Below are 23064 nucleotides of genomic sequence, written 5' to 3'. Positions count from 1 at the left end.
ACCAGGCCGGGAAACGTTCACCTGTGGTGCATATTAATGAAATCCCTCAGGCGTGGATAGATTTCATTTTCCCACCGGCGCCCGTTGAAGACGCCATAGTGGCCCACCGCCGTCTGCACATGGTGCAGGCGCATGTAGGGGCGGATGCTGCTGCACATATCCTGTGCAGCGACGGTCTGGCCGACGGCGCAGATGTCATCCTTCTCGCCCTCCACGGTGAACAGGGCGGTGCGCCGGATCGCTTTCAGATTGACCGGACGCCCCTGGAATTGCAGCAGGCCCAGCGGCAAGGCGTGCTCCTGGAACACCACCCGCACCGTTTCCAGGTAAAACTCCGCCGGCAGGTCCGACATGGCGAAGTATTCTTCGTAGAACACCTTGATCGCTTCGGCCTTGTCGTGCTCGCCTTCGATCAGATAGGTGTACAGGTTGCGGAAGGCATCGACATGGCGATTGAGGTTCATGTTCATGAACGCCGCCAGTTGCATGAAACCCGGATAGACCTTGCGGCCGCCGCCGGGATGGCGCGCCGGGACCGTGCTGACCAGATGCTTCTCGAACCATTCGATCGGCTTGCTCTTGGCAAGATCGTTGACGGTGGTCGGATTGACGCGCGTATCGAGCGGGCCGGCCATCAGCGTCATGGTGCGCGGCTGGGCCGGGTCGTCGCCCTCGGCCATCACGGCGGCGGCAGTGAGGGCCGCCACGGTGGGTTGGCACACCGCGACGAGATGCGCGCCGGGACCGATGACTTGCAGGAAACGAATCAGGTGACCGACGTATTCGTCCAGGCCGAAGCGGCCGTGCTCCAGCGCAATGTCGCGCGCATTGTGCCAGTCGGTGATATAGACATCGTGGTCGCGCAGCAGCGTTTTGACGGTGCCGCGCAGCAGCGTTGCAAAGTGGCCCGACATCGGCGCCACCAGCAGCACCGCAGGTTGCTCGGCCGCCGTTTCCTTGCGGAAACGCAACAAGGTGCAAAACGGCGTGCGGTCGATCACCTCTTCACGCACCGCAACGGTGCGCCCGCTGTCCTGGACGCTGTCGATGTCGAAAGGAGGACGCACATGCGTCAATTGGGTGCGTGCAAAAACTTCATAGGCCGCGGCCATTTTGCGCAGCACGGAGCTGGACGGCACACCCGGCCAAGTGTGCCCCAGGAACGGGACCGCCGCCCGGGCCGAGGCACGCAGCGGATCAGTGGCGTCGGCGTATTGCTGGTATGCCTGGTAAATATTTGTCATATACAACCCACTCCCTCGGTTTCACCAGTCCCTCCCTCGATGCAATATGCATGCCATTGACCTTCGGGCGCGTATGAACCCGGCGCCGCATCCGGAGCATTGCTGGCACGCCCTTTGCAAGTAACGGACAGGCAACACATGAGCACCATCAATGCGCCGCTGATGCGGTTCGGGAAGTACGGACGCGTCCATACAAACCGCGCGTCAACAATTGACGCGCCAAAGTCAGAAGTACACACACATAAAGGACTGACATGCCTAAAACGACTTTGCGCATCACCAGCAAGAACTACTCTTCCTGGTCAATGCGTGGCTGGCTGCTCGCCAAATTTGCCGGGTTGCCGTTTCAGGAAGATATCGTGCCGCCGGACGATCCCGACGCGCGCGCCGAAATCCTGCTGCTGTCCTCCTCGATCCTGGTGCCCAGCCTCAAGCATGGCGATATCTTTGTCTGGGACACGCTGGCGATCGCCGAATACCTCAACGAAGTCCGTCCGGCCGCCAAGCTGCTGCCGGCCGACCAGGCGGCGCGCGCGCATTGCCGCGCGATCTGCGGCGAGATGCACTCCGGCTTCAGTGCGCTGCGTTCGGCGCTGCCGATGAACCTGAAAGCGCACTTCCCCAATTTCAAAATCTGGTCGCGCGCGCAAGCCGACATCCAGCGCATCACCACCATCTGGAAGGAATGCCTGGCTACCTACGGCGGCCCGTATCTGTTCGGCGAGCGCACCATGGCCGACGCCATGTATGCGCCGGTGATCACGCGCTTCATCACCTACGACGTCAAGCTGGAACCGATTTGCGCCGCCTACAGCAAGCGCATCATGGCGATGCCGGAGATGAAGGAATGGATCGCCGCCGCGCAGAAGGAGCCGGAAGATATTGACGAACTGGATGTCGAGTTCTAGGAGGAAACGATAGAGGCAGCAGCAGCAGCAGCAGCAGACGCACAGGAATTTCAACGCACGGGTATTTCATCAGCCAATCGCATGCGGCCCGCCGCAGAAAGGATCAGTGTCATGAATACGATAGCCGCAACGAAACCGACCGACCTGAACGTGTTCTCTCATGTCAGCGAGGGTGATACTCCGTATGAATCCGGCGGCCTGCGCGACTTCTTCCTGTACCGCGACCTCGGCATCGCCGCGGCCACCGGCGGCCAGGTCGTGGCCCAACTGGTCAAGGCCAACATGGCGCCGGAGGCCGGCACCGGCTGGCACCGGCATGAGGCGAATTTTCATATCGTCATCATGCTCAAGGGCTGGGCGCGCTTCATGTACGAGGACCAGGTAACGCTGGTGAAGACCGGCGATTGCGTGCACCAGCGACCGGGCATCGTGCATTTCCTGTTCGATTATTCACCGGACATGGAGTATCTTGAAATCGTCAGCCCGGCCGATTTCACCACCATCGACATGCCCGCACCGGCGGCCGTTCCTGCGCCGACGCCGTGGGTCTGAAACAGAAGGAGCAAATCATTTTCAAGCCGCCTCATCAAGCCGGACATCAAACCGGATCCGCCATCGCCGGCGTGAATCGGGCGCGGGACGCCGTGCAATTTTCGCTGTCCAAAAGCGGAAATGGCGTGATAGTCTGTGCCTACCCCCACCAGCGATGAGGATGTCGGCAACTACCAATGAACAAATAATATCCGCTTAGTCTCAAGCTAAAAATCCCCCCGCATCAGCACCAGAAAACGAAGCAAATTTATGGCAAATTTTTTCGACGAGATGTACTCCGATGGCGCCGTTTCAGTTCGTAAGCACTACGATGAATTCGCGGCGTGGCTGTCTTCCCAAACCGCTGAGACCATCGTCCGGAAACGCGCAGAGTCCGACCTGATTTTCCGCCGCGTCGGCATCACCTTCGCGGTCTACGGCAACGATGCAGGCACGGAGCGGCTGATCCCCTTCGACATCATTCCGCGCATCATTCATGCCGCCGAGTGGGCCAAGCTGGAAGCGGGACTGGTGCAGCGCGTCAAAGCGCTCAACATGTTCATCCACGACATTTACCACAGCCAGAAAATCATCAAGGCCGGCGTCATTCCGGCCGAGCAGATTCTGAAGAACGCGCAATACCGTCCCGAGATGCAGGACGTCGACGTCGCCTCCGACATCTACGCCCATATCGCCGGCGTCGACATCGTGCGCGCCGGCGAGGGCGAGTTCTATGTGCTCGAAGATAACCTGCGCGTACCGTCCGGCGTGTCCTACATGCTGGAAAACCGCAAGATGATGATGCGGCTGTTCCCCGAGCTGTTCACGCGCAACAAGATCGCGCCGGTCGATCACTATCCCGACATGCTGCTCGACAACCTGCGTTCGGTCGCGCCCGTCGGCGTGGTCGATCCTACCGTCGTCGTGATGACGCCGGGCATGTACAACTCCGCGTATTTCGAACACGCTTTCCTGGCGCAGCAAATGGGCGTCGAGCTGGTCGAAGGACAGGACTTGTTCGTCAAGGACAACACCGTCTACATGCGCACCACGCGCGGACCGAAACGCGTCGATGTGATCTATCGCCGCATCGACGACGACTATCTCGATCCGCTGGCGTTCCGCGCCGATTCCTCGCTGGGTGTGCCGGGCCTGCTGTCGGCCTATCGCGCCGGCAAGGTCACGCTGACCAACGCCATCGGCACCGGCGTCGCCGACGACAAGTCGATCTATCCCTATGTGCCGGACATGATCAAGTTCTACCTGTCCGAAGAACCCATCCTCAACAACGTCCCGACCTACCAGTGCCGCAAGAAGGATGATCTCTCCTACACGCTGGCCAATCTCGACAAGCTGGTGGTCAAGGAAGTCCACGGCGCCGGCGGCTACGGCATGCTGGTCGGCCCGGCGTCGACCAAACAGGAGATCGAGGATTTCCGCCAGCGCGTGATCGCCAAACCCGACGGCTATATCGCACAGCCGACGCTGGCGCTGTCCGTCTGCCCGACCTATGTGGATGCCGGCATCGCGCCGCGCCATCTCGACTTGCGTCCCTTCGTGTTGTCCGGCAAGACCGTGTCGATGGTCAAGGGCGGCCTCACGCGCGTGGCGCTCAAGGAAGGCTCGCTGGTGGTGAATTCGTCGCAAGGCGGCGGCACCAAGGACACCTGGATTCTGGAGAAATAAATCATGTTGAGCCGCACCGCTGACCACCTGTTCTGGATGGCGCGCTATACCGAACGCGCCGAAAATACCGCCCGCATGCTCGATGTGCATGTGCAGACCGCCCTGCTGCCGCAATCCACCGACGACGCCGAACAAGGCTGGCGCGCCCTGCTCGGCATTTCCGAGCTGCAGTATGGCTATAACCAGAAGTACGATGCGCTGACGCAAAAGGATGTCATCGACTTCATGGTGCGCGACCCCAGCAATTCGTCGTCGATCGCCTCTTGCCTCAAGCAGGCGCGCGAGAACGCCCGCGCAGTGCGCGGCGCGCTGACCACCGAAGCCTGGGAAATCCAGAACGCCACCTGGATCAAGATGCAGGGTTACCTGCAGACCAATGCGCTGGAGCAGAACCCGAGCGATTTCTTCGAATGGGTCAAGCACCGCTCGCATCTGTCGCGCGGCGTCACCATCGGCACCATGCTCAAGGATGAAGCCTTCCATTTCATCCGCCTCGGCACCTTCCTCGAACGCGCCGACAACACCGCGCGCATCATCGACGTCAAGTTCCACGGCGCCAAGGAAACCGTCAAGCCCGGCCAAAGCCAGCAGCAAAGCCTGCTGAGCGCGAACGCCAAGGCCCAGGACAGCCAGATCGATTTTTATTACTGGGCCGCGATCCTGCGGTCGGTGTCGGGCTTCGAGATTTACCGCAAGGTCTATCGCGACGTCATCACGCCCGAACGCGTTGCTGAATTGCTGATCCTGCGCGCCGACATGCCGCGCTCGCTGGCGGCCTGCATGGATCATGTGCTGAGTAACCTGAAACACGTCCGCAACGATGTCTCGGCCGATACGGAGCGCTTTGCCGGTAAGCTGGACGCCGATCTCAAGTTCAGCCGCATTGAGGAAGTATTCGATGCCGGCCTGCACGATTATCTGACGGTGTTTCTGGAACGCATCTTTGAGCTCGGCAATCGCATCAGCAAGGATTTTCTTGTGCCTTTGGCAGCATAAATTGTAAAAAAAATTATCGATCTGCCAGTCTGACGGTTAAGAATTGTCTGGAATTTGCCGATAATGTGTCAGGTCCACGACATTTGGGCCCCGCCCGCACCCGGTGCCGGCGGGGCTTCCTGTAAAATCCGGCTTTTACATTTTTAGCTCACATCATGACTTATTGCGTTGCCATGCGCCTGAACGAAGGCCTGGTCTTTTTATCCGACTCGAGGACCAATGCGGGCGTCGATCACATCGGCACATTCCGCAAGATGAATGTCTACGAGAACCCGGGCGAACGCGTCATGGTGATGATGACGGCAGGCAATCTTTCCATTTCGCAATCGATCCGGCAGATCGTGTCCGAGAAGACCAATGCCGAAGGCCGCACCATCTGGACCGCGACCTCGATGTACGAAGCCGCGCAGATTCTCGGCGACGCCATTCGTACAGTGCATCAGCGCGACGCGGAAGAACTGGCCAAGTTCGGCATCGACTTCAATGTAAGCATCATTTTCGGCGGCCAGATCAAGGGCGAGCGTTGCCGCCTGTTCCAGATGTACTCGGCAGGCAACTTCATCGAGTCGCACGACGAAAATACCTATTTCCAGATCGGCGAAGCCAAGTACGGCAAACCGATCATCGATCGCGTCGTCACGCCGCAGACTTCGCTGGACGAGGCTGCCAAGTGCGCGCTGATTTCGATGGATTCGACGCTGAAGTCGAACATCTCGGTCGGCCTGCCTCTGGACCTGATGGTCTACACCGCCAATGACCTGGCGGTGACGCGCTTCGTCACCATCGATGAGCACAACCAGTATTTCCAGATGATTCGCCGCAGCTGGGGCGCGCAACTCAAGCGCGTGTTTGAAGCCATCGACGATCCGGTCTGGGATGCCGCTCCTGAAGCGACGCTCAATGTGTTGTCGTCGTCAGTCGACCACAGCCAGCCTGTGCGCGTGCAGCCGCCGGAAGCGGTGGCGCGCGATGCGCAACCGGTTACCCGCCAGACGCTGGCCGGGGACAACGAGGCGGATGTGGCGCGGCAACCGAACTGATCGGTCTTTCGGATCGCCCAAATAAAAAACGGCTGCAATTGCTTGCAGCCGTTTTTTATTGTCCGGCGTTGCCGGACAGGAATGCCGATGGTATTTATACAACAATCGTCTGTGCTTCGCCTTCAGCGCGGGCTCGGATTTCACCGATGCGGAACACGGTCTCGCCGGCCGCCTTCAGCTGCGCTTCGGCAGCAGCAGCGTTTTCCTTGGAGACGATCACGGTCATGCCGATGCCGCAGTTGAAGACGCGGTGCATTTCGGCGTCGGCCACGCCGCCATGCTGCTGCAGCCAGGTGAACAGCGGCGGCATGGCCCATGACTTGCCGTCCAGCACGGCAGTCAGGTTGTCTTGCAGGACGCGCGGGATGTTCTCGACCAGGCCGCCACCGGTGATGTGAACCATGCCCTTGACTTCCATCGCTTCCATCAGCGCCAGCAAAGGCTTGACGTAGATACGGGTCGGCTCCAGCAGCACATCGGCCAGCTTGCGGCCGTGGAAATCGGCGTTCAGGTCAGGCTTGGCGACGTCCAGGATCTTGCGCACCAGCGAATAGCCGTTGGAGTGCGCGCCCGACGAGGCCAGGCCCAGCACGACGTCGCCCGGAACGATCTTGGTGCCGTCGATCAGTTTGGACTTCTCCACCGCACCGACGGCGAAGCCGGCCAGGTCGTATTCGCCGTCGGGATACATGCTCGGCATTTCAGCGGTTTCGCCGCCGATCAGCGCGCAGCCGGCTTGCTCGCAGCCCTTGGCAATGCCCTTGATGACATCGGTGGCGCTGGCCACGTCGAGCTTGCCGCAGGCGAAGTAATCGAGGAAGAACAGCGGCTCGGCGCCCTGCACCAGGATGTCGTTGACGCTCATTGCGACCAAGTCGATGCCGACGGTGTCATGCCGGTTCAGGTGGAAAGCCAGTTTCAGCTTGGTGCCGACGCCGTCGGTGCCGGACACCAGCACCGGTTCCTTGAATTTCTTGCTGATTTCAAACAACGCGCCGAAACCGCCGATCCCGCCCAGCACGCCTTCACGGGTCGTACGCTTGGCAAACGGCTTGATAGCCTCGACTAAAGCGTCGCCCGCATCGATGTCGACGCCCGCGTCGCGGTAGGAAAGGGAAACATTGGATGATGAAGTCATGATGATATTGGCACTGGAGGCGGTAAAATAGAGGAGTATCTGCGGCAACAAGGCCGCTGAAACCTGAAGTAAACCGTGATTTTAACAAACCGATTCATCTAAAGCCCTATTTCCATGCCTTTTTCTTTAACGGATGAGCAAAAACAAAGCTTGTTGTGGCTCACCTTAGGGCTCTTGTTGGTAGGCCTCCTGATCTTGCTGGGGCCGATGCTGACCCCGTTCGTCACCGCCGCCATCCTGGCTTACGCCCTCAATCCGGGCGTCGACTGGCTGGCGCGCCGCCGCATCGGGCCGTTTTTGCTGCCGCGCGTGATGGCGGTGCTGATCGTCATCCTGCTGCTGGTGCTGGCCGGACTGGCGCTGATCCTGATCGTCGTGCCGGTGCTGGTGAAGGAAATTCCGCTGCTGCAACAGCAGATTCCCAATTTCCTCGACAAACTCAACGCCAAGGTGGCGCCGCGCCTGAGCGAGTTCGGCATCCACGTGCGCCTCGACATCACCGGCATCAAGCGCATCCTGACCCAGCAGCTGGCCACCAGCGGCGATGAAATCTGGGCCTCGGTGCTGGCCTCGGCCAAAATCGGCGGCACCGCCCTGCTGACCTGGGCCGCCAACCTGCTGTTCATTCCGATGGTGTTGTTTTATCTGTTGCAAGACTGGCATCCTTTCATCAAGCGCCTGCGCGGCATGATTCCGCGCCGCTGGGTCGGCAAGATCAGTGCCATGACCGAAGAAGTCGACGACCTGCTGGCGCAATACCTGCGCGGCCAGTTGCTGGTCATGTTGATCCTGGCGACCTATTATTCAGTTGCGCTGGCCATCGCCGGCTTCGACATTGCCTTGCCGGTCGGCATCCTGACCGGCCTGCTGGTGTTCATTCCGTACGTCGGCTTCGGCCTCGGCCTGGTGTTGGCGCTGATCGCCGCCGTGCTGCAGTTCACCGGACTGTACGGCCTGGTCGCCGTGGCCATCATCTACGGCATCGGCCAGGTGCTGGAAAGCTTCATCCTGACGCCGCAACTGGTGGGCGAACGCATCGGCCTGCATCCGCTGATGGTGATCTTCGCGCTGCTGGCGTTCGGTCAGTTGTTCGGTTTTGTCGGCGTGCTGCTGGCCCTGCCCGCCTCGGCGATCATGTCCGTGGTGGTACGCCACCTGCGCCAGCATTACCTGAGCAGCAGTTTCTACAATAGCGAGACATGAGACAACTTCTGCTGGATTTGAGCGCGCAGCAGCCGCCGACTTTCGACACGTTTGTGACAGGCCAGAATGCAGAATTGCTGCAACGCCTGCAAGACATCGCCGCGGCGCACGCGCAACCGACCCTGAACGACCGCTTCATCTATCTCTGGGGCGAAACCGGCGCGGGCAAAACGCATCTGCTGCACTCGCTGGCGCATGCAGGCGCGCAGGAAGGCGCAATCGGCTCGCGCCTGATCCCCGCCGATGCCGATGACAGCGCTTTCGATTACGACCCATCCATTCAATGTTATCTGCTGGACGACTGCGAGCAATTGCCGCCGGCATCACAGATCGCCGCCTTCGCCCTGTTCAACCAGATCCGCGAACGGGGCGGTTATCTGGTCAGCGCAGGCGCGCAGCCGCCGGCGCAGTTGCAGGTGCGCGAAGACTTGCGCACGCGCCTCGGCTGGGGCCTGATTTACCAGCTGCACGGCCTGACCGATGACGAAAAGATCGCCGCGCTGACACAATCGGCACAGGCGCGCGGCATGGCAGTGTCGGTCGCGATCCTGTCTTACCTGCTCACGCATTACCGGCGCGACATGCCTTCGCTGTCGCGCATGCTCGACGCGCTCGATCGCTATTCGCTCGAAACCAAGCGTCCCATTACCCTGCCGCTGCTACGCGACCTTCTTCAACAGGAAGCTGAAAACGAAACGCCATGAATCTCGCTTTATTTGACCTCGACCATACGCTGATCCCGATCGACTCCGACCATGAGTGGGGCGAGTTCCTCGCGCGCACCGGCGCCATCGACGCCACCGCCTTCCGCAAAGCCAACGACGAATGGTTCGCGCATTACCAGGCCGGCACGCTGGATCCGGTGAAGTACCTCGAGTTCGCCTTCGGCACGCTGTCGAAATTCCCGCGTGCGCAGCTGGATGCCTGGCATGCGCAGTTCATGGACGAAGTCATCAAACCATCCATGGTGCCCGCCGCCCTCGCGCTGGTGCAAAAACACCTCGATGCCGGCGACCTGGTCGCTATCATCACCGCCACCAACAGCTTCGTCACCGAGCCGATCGCCAAGCTGTTCAAGGTGCATCATCTGATCGCCGCGCTGCCGGAGTTCGATGCGGAAGGCAACGTCACCGGCCGCTTGGCGGGAACACCGACCTTCGGCCCGGGCAAGATCGTGCACACCCAGGCCTGGCTGCAGGAACAAGGCAAGAGCATCGCCGATTTCCCGCAAAGCCATTTCTACAGCGATTCGCAAAACGACATCCCGCTGCTGGCCGCCGTCACCCACCCGGTCGCCACCAACCCGAACGACAAGCTCAGGGCGCATGCGATTGCCCAAGGCTGGCCCATCCTGAATCTCTTCGACGCCCACGCGCAATGATCAAAAAATTCATCCGCTCCTTCCTGGGCAAGAAAAAAGAGCTCGACACCACCGAGCCCACCGTACTGAGCCAGAAGCAGCACGGCATCGATCTGCAACTGGTGTCGCCGAACGCGATCCGCGTCACCCAGACCTTGCAGGAGGCCGGCTTCAAGGCCTTCATCGTCGGCGGCGCGGTGCGCGACCTGCTGCTGTCGGTCAAGCCCAAGGACTTCGACGTCGCCACCAACGCCACGCCCGAAGAGATCAAACAATTGTTCCGGCGCGCCTTCATCATCGGCCGCCGCTTCCAGATCGTGCACGTGATGTTCGGCCAGGAGCTGATCGAAGTCACCACCTTCCGCGGCAGCTCGGCCGACGCCGCGCCCAAGGATGAACACGGTCGCGTGCTGCGCGACAACACCTTCGGCGAACAGCATGAAGACGCGGTGCGCCGCGACTTCACCATCAACGCCATGTATTACGATCCGGCGACGCAAACGGTGCTCGATTACCACGGCGGCATCGCCGACATCCGCGCCAAGACCTTGCGCATCATCGGCGCGCCGGAAGCGCGCTATCGCGAAGACCCGGTGCGCATGCTGCGCGTGGTGCGCTTCGCCGCCAAGCTCAAGTTCAGCATCGATGCCGCCACCAGCGCGCCGATCCCGGTCATGGCGCCGCTCATCAACAACGTGCCGGCGGCGCGTGTGTTCGATGAAATGCTCAAGCTGCTCATGAGCGGCCACGCGCTGGCCTGCCTGCAACAGCTTCGCAAGGAAGGCTTGCACCACGGCCTGTTGCCCCTGCTCGACGTCGTGCTGGAACAACCGCTCGGCGAAAAATTCGTCACGCTGGCGCTGGCCAATACCGATGCCCGCATCAAACAGGGCAAGCCGGTCTCGCCGGGCTTCCTGTTCGCCTCGATGCTGTGGCACCAGGTGCTGGAAAAATGGCGCGCCTACCAGGCCGCCGGCGAATATCCGATCCCGGCGCTGCACCTGGCCGCCGACGATGTGCTCAATGCACAGACCGAAAAGCTCGCCCTGCAACGCAAGATCGCGTCCGACATGCGCGACATCTGGGCCATGCAGCCGCGTTTCGAGCGCCGCACCGGCAAGGCTCCCTATAAATTGCTGGAACACCTGCGCCTGCGCGCCGGTTACGACTTCCTGCTGCTGCGTTGCGCCTCCGGTGAAATCGATGCCGAACTGGGCGACTGGTGGACCGCCTTCATGGAAGCCGATAGTTCCGGCCGCGAAGCGCTGCTGGCGCGCAAGCCGGCTGCAGGCGGCGCTGCCGGTGCAGCTTCCGCAGGCCCCGGCGCAGGTCCCGCGCCGGCAGCCCGCAAACGCAAGCGCCGCGGCGGCCGCAACCGCAGCAAGAGCGGCGGTGGCGAGGGCGGCGAAGGCGGCGGCAAGTCGTCCTCCGACGGCGACGCGTGACCCCTGCAGCAACAACAACAGCAACAGCAGCGGCTGCGCGCGCCTTCATCGGCATCGGCGGCAACCTGGGCGACGCCCGCGCCACGGTCGAAGATGCGTTGCGGCGCCTGGCGCTGTTGCCCGGCACCTCGCTCGGCAAACAATCCCGGCTGTACCGCACGGCCCCGGTGGACGCCGGTGGCGACGATTACGTCAATGCCGTCGCGCAGCTCGACACCTCGCTCACGCCGCATGCATTGCTCGCGGCCTTGCGAGCCATCGAACTGGCACATGGACGCGAACGGCCGTACCGCAATGCGCCGCGCACCCTCGATCTTGACATCCTGCTGTACGGCGACCTGCAACTTGCCGACGACGTGCTGACGCTGCCGCATCCGCGCATGGCGCAACGCGCGTTCGTGTTGATTCCCTTGTTGGAGATTGCGCCGGACATCGCGATTCCCGGCGTCGGCGTTGCCCATGACTTCCTGGTGCAAGTGCAGGGCCAGCCGATCGAACTGCTGGCCTGATCCAGGCGTTCAGAACCTGTTCGCGGTCTGCAGCGAAAGGCCCGGGACTGGTTCTCAGGTCTCGGCGGCGCCTGCGGCAGGACGCAGTTCCCCGAGGCGGCGATGATGGCCCTTGAGCCATACCGGCAGATCGTTGGCCGGCATCGGCCTGGCGATCAGATATCCCTGCCCTATCGTGCATCCCGACTCCTGCAGCAAACGCCAGTCCTCGATCGTCTCGATGCCTTCCGCCACGGTCACCAGCTCCAGCCGTTTGGCCATGTCCAGTGCCGACTGCAGGATCACGCGCAAATTCTGGCGCGCATGCGCACCGTGTACAAACGAACGGTCAATCTTGAGTTCGGTGAACGGAATGCGCGCCAGCTGCTGCATCGACGAGAAGCCGGTACCGTAGTCATCGATCGACAAACCAAAGCCCTTCAGGCGCAATCGCGCCAGCGTGCCGAGCGCGGTACCGAGATTGGCCACCACCGAACCTTCGGTAATTTCCAGCACCATCTGATCCGCCTGCAAGGCATGCTGCGCCAGCAGGTCGACGATCTTCTGCACGAAACCGGGAATGTCGAGCGACAGTGGTGACAGATTCACGGCCACCTTCAGCGGCAGCCCGCGCTCATTCCACAGCGCTGCCTGCGCCATCGCCTGCGTCAGCATCGACAAGGTCAGCTCGTGGATCAGGCCGCACTGTTCGGCCAGCGGAATGAAGCGGTCGGGCGGCACCATGCCGTTGGTCGGATGCATCCAGCGCGCCAGCGCTTCGACGCCCTTGAGCATGCCGGTGCGGATATCCACCTTCGGTTGGTAGAAGGCGATGATTTCACCATTGCGGATCGCCGCCGGCAACTCGGTTTCGCAGACGGCAGGCAGTGCATCGTCCTTCGCCGGGAAGGCGGGATTGCTGTTGAACGACTTCAGCGCGCCCATGATTTTTTCCTGGTTGAGCGGCTTTTGCAACGCCCCCAGCACGTGCATGCCGAGCGCCTCGATCATGGTTTCCACCGAGGCCAGCAAGGAGGTCTCGCGGCTGGAAGCGACGATGATGGGGAAATTCAGTTTTCTTTCCTGCAGATGCTGGATGAACTCGACGCCGTCCATGCCGGGCATTTCCAGATCGACGATCACCAGGCTCGGCGGCAGCTTCAGCAGCGCCAGCAGATCGAGCGCCTCCTGCCCGTCGCCGGCCTCGTAGATCATTTCCACCCCGAGGTCGCGCATCAGGCCGACGGTGTGCAAACGTTGCAAGGGACTGTCGTCGACAATCAGCAAGGTCTCAATGGCAAAGGGCGTCATGTTAGTAACCATATTGGTTGATCACGGAAGACATGTTCTCGAGAGAAATCACATCGCTCACGCCGCCTTGCAACACTGCCTCTTTGGGCATGCCGAAGACCACGCAACTGCTTTCATCCTGTGCATATGTTGACGCGCCGGCGTCGTGCAATTCCTTCATGCCGCGCGCGCCGTCGTCGCCCATTCCGGTCATGATGATGCCGACTGCATTCTTGCCGGCGGCTTTGGCGACGGAGCGGAACAGCACGTCCACCGAGGGCTTGTGACGGCTGACGAGGGGGCCGTTGACCACTTCTACATAGTACTGCACGCCATCTCGTTTGACCATCATATGCACCCCGCCCGGCGCAACAAGTGCGCGTCCTGGCAACACCAGGTCGTGGTGTTCGGCTTCCTTGACCTCGATGCCGGAAATGGCGTTGAGGCGTTTGGCGAAACTGAGCGTGAATTTCTCCGGCATGTGCTGCACGATGACGATGCCGGGGCATTCCGTGTCAAGATCACGCAACACTTTTTCCAGTGCTTGCGGACCGCCGGTCGAGGCGCCGATGGCAATGATTCTCTGCGTGGCCGGAATCAGCCCATCGAGGTAGCCGGGCGGGTCCAGCACTACGTCCGCAGTGAACCGGCTGCCATCGGCGATGCCCGCGGCGACGGAATCGTGACGTGCGTTGCGCTCAGACTCATTGCCGAAGCCGGCGCTTGCCGACGCATTCGGCGCCATCGGCGCACGTCGCAGGCGGGCCTGCGCAGCGGCGCGTATTGCAGTGATCAGAGCGTCCGAACTGTCCTGTAGGAAATCGCGTATGCCCAGCTGCGGCTTGGTGATGATGCCGACCGCGCCGGCCGCCAGCGCTTCCATCGTCACGGTCGCGCTGTGCTCAGCCAGCGACGAACAGATCACCACCGGCGTCGGCCGTATCGCCATGATCTGGCGCAGGAAGGTGATGCCATCCATACGCGGCATTTCAATATCGAGCACGATGACGTCAGGCCAGTTGGCGCGCATTTTCGCCATTGCGAAAATGGGGTCCGGCGCCGTCGCAATGACGCTGATGTCATGGCAGGGCTCCAGCAAATCCTGGATGACCTGGCGCACGACCGACGAGTCGTCGACTATCATGACCTTGATCGTCATGTCCGCTCCTTGCCGATCGCTGCAATGCGTCGCGGCCTGCCCATAGTGCCCGCAGGTACTTTTTCCATCGCGTGCGCAACACCGTGGCCGCGCCTGACCCAGACGTCGCCGTTGTTGAGGTCGAAGCGCAGGTAGCGGTATCCCTCGCCGGCGACGTCCTGCGCGGTCACCGGAATGTGGTGCTGCCGCAGGATGTCGAGCGCGAAGTCGGCGTTGGCCTGGCCTATCCTCAGTGTGGTCGACGGCAGGCCCAGCACGTTGCCGCCGCCGAATACCTTGACCGTGTAATCTCCAATGCGGGTGCCGTGCAGCCGCACTTGTTCCAGCAAACGCGACAAGGCCTCGTCGCCGTAACGGCCGTCGGGCGCGTCATGCGCGTGTTCGCCGTCCGCATCCGGCTTCACCGGATGGCGACGCTCCGGCAAGACGAAATGGCATAGCCCGCCGAAATGCAGGGCCGGATGCCACAGCGTGATCGCCACGCAGGAGCCGAGCAGCGTCTCCACCTGCAGATCGCCCTGGCCGAAGTACACCTCACCCAGATTGACGAAGACGCGTTGCGTCATGGCAGCCGCCGATAGATGGACGGCGCGTGCATCTGCAATTCCAGCGGCATGCCATGCAGCGACTCGGAATGACCGACGATGAGCCAGCCGCCGGGACGCAGCTTGTTGACCACGGAACGCAGGACGTCGACCTTGGTCGGGAAATCGAAATAGATGATGACGTTGCGCAGAAACACGACGTCGAACTGCCCGTCCATGTCCGCCGGCAGGCTCAGCAGGTTGCGCTGCTCGAAGCTCACGCGCTTGCGGATCTTCTGGTCGACCAGGAAATGGCCTTCGTACTCGCCGGTTCCGCGCAGGCAATAACGTGACAGATACGCCGGCGCAATCAGCTCGCCGCGCACCATCGGATACAAGGCGCGGCGACCGAACGACAGCACGCGCTGGCTGATATCGGAGGCGAGGATGCTCCACGGAAGCTGGCCGCGATGATCGTCCAGCACCATGGCGATGGAATAGGCTTCCTCGCCGGTCGAGCTGGCGGCGCTCCAGACCTTCAGCGGATGACGCCGGTCGATCTGCGGTAGGATTTCGTCGCGCAGCGCGTCGAAATGCTTCTGCTCGCGGAAGAAGTAAGTCTCGTTGGTGGTGATCAGGTCAATCGCGCGCTGCCGTTCCGCCTCTTCGTGCGGCAATGAAATCAGCGAATGGTATTCCTTCAGAGTGCACAAACTCAGCTCACCCAGACGCCGCGAAAGGCGGCTGCACAGCAGCGCCTTCTTCGAGAAAGGCAGGTACAGCCCGATGTGCTCCCTGAAAAGCTGCTGAAACAACAGCATTTCCTGATCGCTGACATCCAGTGCCATGGACTCGATGCTGGAATTCATCTGCGTGATCCCCGGTTGACGTCTGCTACGGTTGCTACGGTTGCTACGGTTGCTACGGTTGCTACGGTTGCTTCCTTCACTTCACGACGTCGCCGTCGACAGGCGGCATCGCCTTCATTCCTACTGCCCCGGCGGGGCCGACATTTCTTCGACTGCAGCCATGCCAATCAGCGTCGACAACTCATCCACTGACAATACTGCCTTGACATCCAGCACCACCACGAAGCGGTCCTGAATGTTGATCATGCCCTCGATGAAGTCAGCGCGCAGACGTGCGCCGAACGACAGCGGCGGCTCGATCTTGCCATCCTCCACGGTCAGCACGGCGCGTACCGCATCCACCATCACGCCGAGCAGCAAACCCTGCCGCTCCTGCATCAGTTCCATGATGACGATGCAGGTGCGCCTGGCGACCGGCGTCTGCGCCCTGCCGAAGCGCACCGACAGGTCGATCACCGGCACCACGGCGCCGCGCAGGTTGATCACGCCGCGCAGGAAATTCGGCATCAGCGGCACTTCGGTGAGGCTGCTGAATTCAATGATTTCGCGGATATCCTCGATCGGCATGGCGAACATTTCTTCGCCCAGAACGAAGGTCAGGAACTGGCGACTCTGCACCTGCTCCTGATGCTGCGTCCTGGCGAACGACGACTCGCCGTTAAGCGATAAACTTGGCATGCATATACTCCTCAAACATCCGACAACACTGTTTCCATTTTTCCATCGGCGGCCGCAGCGCCGAGATATTTTCCTGCGCGCAGGTGTAGCGGTTCGGGCGGCGTCGATTCGCGCCCGTCATCGGCGATCCCCAGTGAAAAATATCCCATCAGTTCGCGCAACTGATGGGCCTGTTCGCTCATCTCCTCGGACGTCGCCGACAACTCCTCGGAAGCCACCGCATTGAGCTGGATGGCTTGCGTGATCTGTCCGATGGCGCTGTGTATCTGCACCAGGCCGGCATTCTGGTCGCGCGCCGACAGCGAAATCTCGTCAACCAGATCGGCGGTCTGCTGGATCGAGGGCAGCATGCCTTCGAGCAGCATGCCGGCCTTCTCGGCCAGGCTGACGCTGTGGTCCGACACCGAGACAATCTCCTGGGCAGCGATTTGCGAACGTTCGGCCAGCTTGCGCACCTCGTTGGCCACCACTGCAAAACCCCTGCCGTTCTCGCCGGCACGCGCCGCTTCAATAGCGGCATTGAGCGCCAGCAAATTGGTCTGGTAAGCAATGTCGTCGATCACGCCGATCTTGGCGACAATCTGATGCATGGCTTCCAGCGTCTCGCGCACGGCTTCGCGGCCTTCCGTGGCAGCGCGCGCCGATTCGCTGGCGATGGCGTTGGTGTGGTTGGCGTTGGCGGTGTTATGGCCGACAGTCACCGAAATCTGGCCGATGGCGCTGCTGGTCTCTTCCGAGTCCGCCGCTTGCTGGGATGAGTTCTTGCTAAGCTGTTCGGCGGCCGAAGTCAGCTGCCCTGATGCGGAGGCGAGCGTCACCGCTGCCATATTGACGTCCCTGAGTACCAGGAAAAGTTGCTCGAGCATGCGCTGTGCGCTATGCAATACACTGCCCTGCCCATGCCTTTCGACGGCAAACTTCACGGTCAGGTCGCCGTCGGCAATCTGGCGCAGTATGCGCATGACTTCGCGCGGATCGCCACCGATCTGGCGCGCAAAAATACGCCGGGTATACAGCGCCAGGCTGAGCGCGATCACCAGCGCCAGCGCAGTAACCGCGACGATTTCTTCCAGCGTCTTGCGTTCGAGCACCGCAGCGCTGGCTTTGTTCAGCGCCGCCTGGTGCACGTTTTCGTCCACCAGCGCCGCCAGTTGCGAACGCAGACTATCGTACTCGATGCGCAGCGAATCGGGATTGCCTTTGACATCTTCGTCGCGCAGCAACTGATCGCGCCTTTGTTCGACGCGCTTAACGTAACTGTCGACCAGCATATCGGCCTGCTGCTGCAGTGTACGCTCCAGATCGCTCAGGGCGGTGCTTGATTTGTAGTTCGCATAAGCCCGGCCGAGATCTTGCAAGCGATACCCCAGTGCATCGGAGATACGTTTTCGTTCCACGCGTTCTTCGGCTCTCTCCATGTTTTGCATGGACATGGCGATATCGACTGCGGCTTTGTTGGTCTGGTTGAGATTGACGATGGTCAGCAAGTTGACGGCATAAATCTCTTGCAGCATGGTGTTGACGCGAAACAGGTTGACCACGCCGTCGGCCCCGACCGCGGCCGTGAGCAGGGCGCCGAAAGCAAAACAGACTGCGAGCTTGCTGGACAGCTTCATGACAACTCCTCCTCGCCTCAACCTATCCCGGCGTGCAGATCAAAAACGCTTGAACGAAGACTCGTCAATCGGATCGTCGCCGCCGTCCAGCATCGAGATGCGGGCCGGCTTGACGAACTTGGTGCTGATGATCGGCGGCTCATTGATCATCTTGCCGGGCTTCGCTGCTTTCTTCGATTGCGGGCGCTTTTCTTCACCGACCTGGAAGAACAGGATCAGCTCCTGCAGCTGTATGGCCTGGGCGCTCATTTCTTCGGAGGTGGACGATAATTCTTCGGAAGCCGACGCCGTCAGTTGCGTGGTCTGGGCCATCTGATGCACGGCGTTGTTGATCTGCTCCAGTCCGGCCGACTGTTCACGCGATGCAGCCGAAATCTCCTGCACCAGATCGGCGGTCTTGCGGATCGACGGCACCATCTGGTCAAGCAGATGGCCGGCTTTCTCGGCCAGGCTGACACTGTTCTCCGCGACGGCAATGATTTCCTGCGCGGCGGTTTGCGAGCGTTCCGCCAGCTTGCGCACTTCGGCCGCCACCACCGCAAAGCCCTTGCCGTGTTCGCCGGCGCGCGCCGCTTCGATGGCGGCGTTCAGCGCCAGCAGGTTGGTCTGGTAGGCGATGTCGTCGATGATGCCGATCTTGCCGGCGATCTGCTTCATGGCCAGAACGGTCTCGCGCACCACTTCGCCGCCTTCCACTGCGGAACTGGCGGACTTGCTGGCGATGCTGTCGGTGACGCGGGCGTTCTCGGCGTTCTGCGCAATTGTGGCGGTGATCTCTTCCACCGAGGCGCTGGTTTCTTCAACGTTGGAAGCCTGCTGCGAGGCGTTCTTGCTGAGCGCCTGCGACGACGCCGATATCTGTTCCGACGCCGACGCCAGCGAGCTGGCGGTGCCGTTGACGTCGCCGATTACGGCGGTCCACTTGGCGATCATCTGCTGCGTGCTGTGCAGGACGCTGCCGGTGTCTCTGTCCGAGACCGGCACCTGGACGGTGAGGTCGCCCTCCGCCACCTTGCGCAGCACGATCATGGCGTCGCGCGGCTCGCCGCCAAGCTGCGAACGGATCACGCGATAGGTAAAGAACAGGCATACCAGCAACAGCAGCATCGATGCGCCAAGCAGCGAGAAGACCACCATCTCCAGCTCGGAGTAGCGGCTCTGCGCCACGCTCACGCGCCTCTGCGTACGCTCGTCCACCATGCGCAGGAAGTCATTGATCGGCACCATGATGCGGCCTACCATGGTGCGGTAGTTCTGATCGAACATCAGCTCCTGCGCCATCGCCTGGTTGGGCGCACCGGTTACGGTGAAGTTGCCGGCGCCGTCGTCGAACTGTCCCTTGACTGCATTGAAAGCCGTGATCTCGGTCTTGGTCAGCGCATCCGAGTTGGCTTTCGCCTCCTGCATCTTCGCCAGTTCCTGCGCCGTAAATCCGGCCTGCTTCATCAGGTCGATCAGCGGCACGGCGGGATCCGCGGGCATGGCGTTGAGTTGCTTGGCCATCACCAGATCGAGATTCACGCGCTCATAGTTCTTTGGACGCGGACGCTTGCCGTTGCGGATGTCGAGCACGATGTAGTAGCGCTCTTCGTCATTCGGATCACCGGTCGTGACGTAGGCGCGACCGAACTTGGTCAGGTCTTCCGAGCTGCGCCGCATTTCGTTGGCCAGGGTGAAGGAGTAGTAGCGTGACTCGTGCGCGCGGTCGAGGTTGGTGTTGGCTTCCTTGAGCGCGCGCGTGACGCTGACGATCGTCCCCATCAGCACCGCCAGCACGATCACCAGCCAGACGAAGAGCTGTCGGATGCTCATGCGTTGCGTCAATTTGTTTTTCATGACCACTCTCCTGTTCGGCATTCTGTCTTTCTTGTCGGAGCCGCGGAAGATGGATTCCTCGCGCGCACCTTGTTCACGTCAATCGTTGGCCGCATTCATCCGGTTCTCGGTGCGGCGCACGTCGGCCTGTTCCATTCTTCCGGTATGTGCAATCAGGTGCGGCACGTCCAGGATCAACGCCACCCGGCCGTCGCCGAGAATGGTCGAGCCGCTCAGGCCCTTCACCTTGCTGAACAGCTTGCCGAGCGGCTTGATCACCGCCTGGCATTCACCCAGCAGGTTGTCGACCAGCAGGCCCGCGCGCAGCGGTCCGTATTGCACGATCACCAGGCTCTTGCGCGACGATTCGCGCTGCGGCAAGTCAAACAGTTCACGCAAGGGAATGAAGGGCAGCGGCTCGTCGCGCAGCGTCACCACATTGTTGTGCACCTGATGGCTGGACAGGTTGATGCATTCCACCACCAGATCGAGCGGGATGACGAACACGGCGCCACCGACCACGACCTGGAAGCCGGCGATGATGGCCAGCGTCAACGGCAGGCGAATGCGCACCATGGTGCCCTGGCCGGGATTGCTGTAGATCTCGACTTCGCCTTGCAACGCGTCGATATTGCGCTTGACCACGTCCATGCCGACGCCGCGACCGGACAGCGACGTCACCTGTTCAGCGGTCGAAAAGCCGGGTTCGAATATCAGGCGGAAGATGTCGCGCTCCGACAAACCCGCATCCGCAGCCACCAGCCCCTGCTGGACCGCCTTGCGCAGGATGCGCTCCTTGTCGAGACCGCGGCCGTCGTCGAATACTTCGATCACCACGCTGCCCGATTCGTGCGTCGCGTTCAGACGCAGCACGCCGATTTCGGGCTTGCCGGCGGCGCGGCGCGCTTCCGCCGATTCGATGCCGTGGTCCATGGCGTTGCGCACGATATGCATGAGCGGATCGGATATTTTCTCCACCATCGACTTGTCGAGCTCGGTGTCGGCGCCGGTGACGATCAGTTCGATGTTCTTGCCGATTTCGCGCGACATGTCGCGCACCACGCGTGGGTAGCGCTGGAATACTTCCTTGATCTGCACCATGCGCAGCGTCAATGCGGCGTCACGGATCTGCTCCACCAGCCCGGAGATCACCTGCGTGGCTTCTTCGAAACGCTGATCCTTCTTGCGCTTGGCGACCAGGCTGGCGCCGGCTCCGGCGATCACCAGCTCACCCACCAGGTCGATCAGTTGATCGAGTTTGGAGACTTCGATCTTGATGAATTTCTGTTCCAGGCTTTTCTTTTCTTCGCCGGCTTTCTGACGCATGGCAGGCATCGGTGCAGAAACCTGCGACGATGCCTCTGCATGCATGCCGGCGTCGGCCACCGCATCCGCGGCGTCAATCGCGTCGAATTGTAACTGGCGCCATTCAGCGGCAGTCAGCGCGCCGGATTGCAACAGATGCAGAGCAATTTCCTCGCGTTCCGGCAGGTGTTGCAGCCAATCGCGGTATTCGGCCAGCTGGCTGTGCGGCGCCAGGATGACGATGTCGCTGTCTTCGCGCACGAATTCAAATACGCTGTCGATTTCCTCGCGCCGGGAAGTGCTGGCGAAGCCGATTTCAAAGCCGAGATAACATAGCTCCGCATCCATGTCGTCGGCGGGGGGAATGGCGAGATCGATCACATGCACGTACACCATGCTGCCCATCGTCAGCAAGTAGCGCAGGAAGGACAAGGGATCGAGGCCGTCGCGCAGCACGTCGGGACTGAAGCGCAACGACAGGTGCCAGTATGGATTGGCGACCGCACCGTCGTCCGTCTCCACCGCAGGCGCATCGGGCATGGCCACTTCGGCTGCAGCGGCCGGGGCAACTGCGGCGCTCCCGGGTTGCGCTTGCACGGCCTGTGCCAGATAGTCATTGAGCGTCGCTTCGAGTTCGGCGCGCCGGACCGGATCGGGGTCCTGCTCTTCCTTGAGTTCGGCGATGGCGTCGACCAGTTCGTTCATGTAATCGCCACAATTGAGCAGCAGCGACATCATGGCGTCGTCGAGCTTCACCACGCCGTTGCGCACCTTGTCGAGAACGTTTTCGAGCAGATGGGTGAAGCTGACGATGCTGTCGAAAGCGAACAATCCTGCCGAACCCTTGATCGTATGCGCCGCGCGGAAGATGGCGTTGATCGCGTCACGGCTGGCGCCGTCGCTTTCGATCTGCAGCAGCGCCGCTTCCATCGCGACGAGCAGTTCGCGCGCTTCCTGCACCAATGCGTCGCGGGCGGCATCCTTCTTCATGCCAGCCCCTGCAGCGAAGTGGGGGACGCCGCCGGATCGGCATGCATGAAGTCTTGCAGCTGCAACATGTTCAGCACGTTCTGCACGGCCGGACTGACGCCGCCCAGCAGCAACTGCTTGTACTGTGCGGCAGCCTCGCGCCGGAGCAGCAGCAACAGCTGCAGACCGGCGGTATCGAGTTCGTCGCAGTCGCTCAGATCCAGCTCCAGCACATCGTCGGTGTGATCGAGCACGCCCAGCAATTGCGGCTTGTATTCGGCTGCCTGGAATATGGTGAAGCCTCCGCTCACCAGCAGCAGCAAATGTCCGTCGCGCGTGCTTTGCGTCAATGGCATGTCAGATCCTAAGGAGTCACCAGCTTGGCGACGGCATCGAGCAGCACCGGCGGCAGGAACGGCTTGTGCACCCAGGCGCGTACGCCGATGGCCTTGCCTTCCTGTTTGCGCGTGTCGCCGCTTTCGGTCGTCAGCATGAGCACCGGGGTAAACTTGTAGTTCGGGTTCTGCTTGGCTTCGCGCACGAAACTCAGGCCGTCCAGGTTGGGCATGTTGACGTCGGAGATGATCAGGTTGTACTTGCGGCCGTCGAGCTTGTTGAGCGCGTCGCGGCCGTCAACCGCTTCGACGACGTCGTAGCCGGCGCCCTTGAGCGCAATGCTGATGGTCTGGCGCAAGCTGAACGAATCGTCGACGATGAGGATGGTCTTGGCGCTCATCTCAGCGATCCCCGCAGAAGGTAATTGCAGAAGTGCCCCCGCTGCCGGCGACAAGGAAGTGACT

At 61.4% G+C, this 23064-nt stretch carries 22 protein-coding genes; 10 read left to right on the top strand and 12 right to left on the bottom strand.

What is annotated here, in order from left to right:
* Positions 1-17: 17 nt before the first annotated feature.
* Positions 18-1244, bottom strand: coding sequence for a polyhydroxyalkanoate depolymerase (locus F506_RS06490; protein ID WP_053195908.1), 1227 nt, complete (start codon positions 1242-1244; stop codon positions 18-20).
* 254 nt (positions 1245-1498) lie between these two features.
* Here F506_RS06490 and F506_RS06485 point away from each other — a divergent pair, with 254 nt between their 5' ends.
* The 5 genes from F506_RS06485 (at position 1499) to F506_RS06465 (ending at position 6405) form a co-directional block, all read left to right on the top strand.
* Positions 1499-2152, top strand: coding sequence for a glutathione S-transferase family protein (locus F506_RS06485; protein ID WP_053195905.1), 654 nt, complete (start codon positions 1499-1501; stop codon positions 2150-2152).
* A gap of 111 nt (positions 2153-2263) precedes the next feature.
* Entirely contained in the window at positions 2264-2704 is a 441-nt protein-coding gene (locus tag F506_RS06480) for a cupin domain-containing protein (protein WP_053195903.1), read from the top strand.
* 249 nt (positions 2705-2953) lie between these two features.
* Positions 2954-4369, top strand: coding sequence for a circularly permuted type 2 ATP-grasp protein (locus tag F506_RS06475; protein ID WP_053195901.1), 1416 nt, complete (start codon positions 2954-2956; stop codon positions 4367-4369).
* A 3-nt stretch (positions 4370-4372) separates the two neighbouring features.
* Positions 4373-5365 carry an alpha-E domain-containing protein gene (locus F506_RS06470; protein WP_053195899.1) on the top strand — a complete coding sequence of 331 codons (993 nt, stop codon included), beginning with the start codon at positions 4373-4375 and terminating at the stop codon, positions 5363-5365.
* 155 nt (positions 5366-5520) lie between these two features.
* Positions 5521-6405 carry a proteasome-type protease gene (locus tag F506_RS06465; RefSeq protein ID WP_053195897.1) on the top strand — a complete coding sequence of 295 codons (885 nt, stop codon included), beginning with the start codon at positions 5521-5523 and terminating at the stop codon, positions 6403-6405.
* Between the two features lie 94 nt (positions 6406-6499).
* Here F506_RS06465 and purM read toward each other — a convergent pair whose 3' ends face one another.
* Complete coding sequence (purM, locus tag F506_RS06460; RefSeq protein ID WP_053201325.1) at positions 6500-7543, bottom strand: phosphoribosylformylglycinamidine cyclo-ligase; 1044 nt, start codon at positions 7541-7543, stop codon at positions 6500-6502.
* A 114-nt stretch (positions 7544-7657) separates the two neighbouring features.
* On the opposite strand from purM, the gene F506_RS06455 reads away from it, so the two are divergent.
* The 5 genes from F506_RS06455 to folK are packed head-to-tail and all read left to right on the top strand — an operon-like array spanning position 7658 to position 12060.
* Positions 7658-8746 (top strand): AI-2E family transporter, encoded by a 1089-nt coding sequence (locus F506_RS06455; protein ID WP_053195895.1) that lies wholly within the window; start codon positions 7658-7660, stop codon positions 8744-8746.
* Complete coding sequence (gene hda, locus F506_RS06450; protein ID WP_053195893.1) at positions 8743-9450, top strand: DnaA regulatory inactivator Hda; 708 nt, start codon at positions 8743-8745, stop codon at positions 9448-9450. Before F506_RS06455 ends, hda begins: the two co-directional genes overlap by 4 nt.
* A complete protein-coding gene (locus tag F506_RS06445; protein WP_053195891.1) occupies positions 9447-10127 on the top strand; it encodes a histidinol-phosphatase in 681 nt (226 codons plus the stop codon). Before hda ends, F506_RS06445 begins: the two co-directional genes overlap by 4 nt.
* Positions 10124-11551: a polynucleotide adenylyltransferase PcnB gene (gene pcnB / locus F506_RS06440; protein WP_053195889.1), complete on the top strand. Its 1428-nt coding sequence runs from the start codon at positions 10124-10126 to the stop codon at positions 11549-11551. Before F506_RS06445 ends, pcnB begins: the two co-directional genes overlap by 4 nt.
* Positions 11548-12060, top strand: a complete 513-nt coding sequence (gene folK, locus F506_RS06435) for a 2-amino-4-hydroxy-6-hydroxymethyldihydropteridine diphosphokinase (protein ID WP_053195888.1) — start codon at positions 11548-11550, stop codon at positions 12058-12060. The genes pcnB and folK overlap by 4 nt, the downstream gene beginning before the upstream one ends.
* A 54-nt stretch (positions 12061-12114) precedes the next feature.
* Here the strand turns inward: folK and F506_RS06430 are convergent, their stop codons facing one another.
* The 10 genes from F506_RS06430 to F506_RS06385 form a co-directional block, all read right to left on the bottom strand.
* On the bottom strand, positions 12115-13350 hold the full coding sequence (locus F506_RS06430; protein WP_144424004.1) for an EAL domain-containing response regulator: 1236 nt from the start codon (positions 13348-13350) through the stop codon (positions 12115-12117).
* A 1-nt stretch (position 13351) separates the two neighbouring features.
* Positions 13352-14488, bottom strand: a complete 1137-nt coding sequence (locus F506_RS06425; protein ID WP_053195883.1) for a protein-glutamate methylesterase/protein-glutamine glutaminase — start codon at positions 14486-14488, stop codon at positions 13352-13354.
* Positions 14485-15054: a chemotaxis protein CheD gene (locus F506_RS06420; RefSeq protein WP_053195880.1), complete on the bottom strand. Its 570-nt coding sequence runs from the start codon at positions 15052-15054 to the stop codon at positions 14485-14487. The genes F506_RS06425 and F506_RS06420 overlap by 4 nt, the downstream gene beginning before the upstream one ends.
* Positions 15051-15881, bottom strand: a complete 831-nt coding sequence (locus tag F506_RS06415) for a CheR family methyltransferase (protein ID WP_053195878.1) — start codon at positions 15879-15881, stop codon at positions 15051-15053. Before F506_RS06415 ends, F506_RS06420 begins: the two co-directional genes overlap by 4 nt.
* A 120-nt stretch (positions 15882-16001) precedes the next feature.
* Positions 16002-16559 carry a chemotaxis protein CheW gene (locus F506_RS06410; RefSeq protein WP_053195877.1) on the bottom strand — a complete coding sequence of 186 codons (558 nt, stop codon included), beginning with the start codon at positions 16557-16559 and terminating at the stop codon, positions 16002-16004.
* A gap of 11 nt (positions 16560-16570) precedes the next feature.
* Positions 16571-18175 (bottom strand): methyl-accepting chemotaxis protein, encoded by a 1605-nt coding sequence (locus F506_RS06405; RefSeq protein ID WP_053195875.1) that lies wholly within the window; start codon positions 18173-18175, stop codon positions 16571-16573.
* A gap of 39 nt (positions 18176-18214) precedes the next feature.
* Positions 18215-20011, bottom strand: a complete 1797-nt coding sequence (locus F506_RS06400; protein WP_053195873.1) for a methyl-accepting chemotaxis protein — start codon at positions 20009-20011, stop codon at positions 18215-18217.
* Between the two features lie 78 nt (positions 20012-20089).
* Positions 20090-22285, bottom strand: a complete 2196-nt coding sequence (locus F506_RS06395) for a chemotaxis protein CheA (RefSeq protein ID WP_053195871.1) — start codon at positions 22283-22285, stop codon at positions 20090-20092.
* Complete coding sequence (locus F506_RS06390; RefSeq protein ID WP_053195869.1) at positions 22282-22620, bottom strand: STAS domain-containing protein; 339 nt, start codon at positions 22618-22620, stop codon at positions 22282-22284. Before F506_RS06390 ends, F506_RS06395 begins: the two co-directional genes overlap by 4 nt.
* Before the next feature lie 8 nt (positions 22621-22628).
* A complete protein-coding gene (locus F506_RS06385; RefSeq protein WP_053195867.1) occupies positions 22629-23000 on the bottom strand; it encodes a response regulator in 372 nt (123 codons plus the stop codon).
* Positions 23001-23064 lie beyond the last annotated feature (64 nt).

Source organism: Herbaspirillum hiltneri N3 (genome assembly GCF_001267925.1).
GTDB classification, from domain to species: domain Bacteria; phylum Pseudomonadota; class Gammaproteobacteria; order Burkholderiales; family Burkholderiaceae_D; genus Herbaspirillum; species Herbaspirillum hiltneri.
The sequence above is the reverse complement of the archived record's forward strand: the minus strand, read 5'-3'. Positions and strand labels throughout refer to the sequence as shown.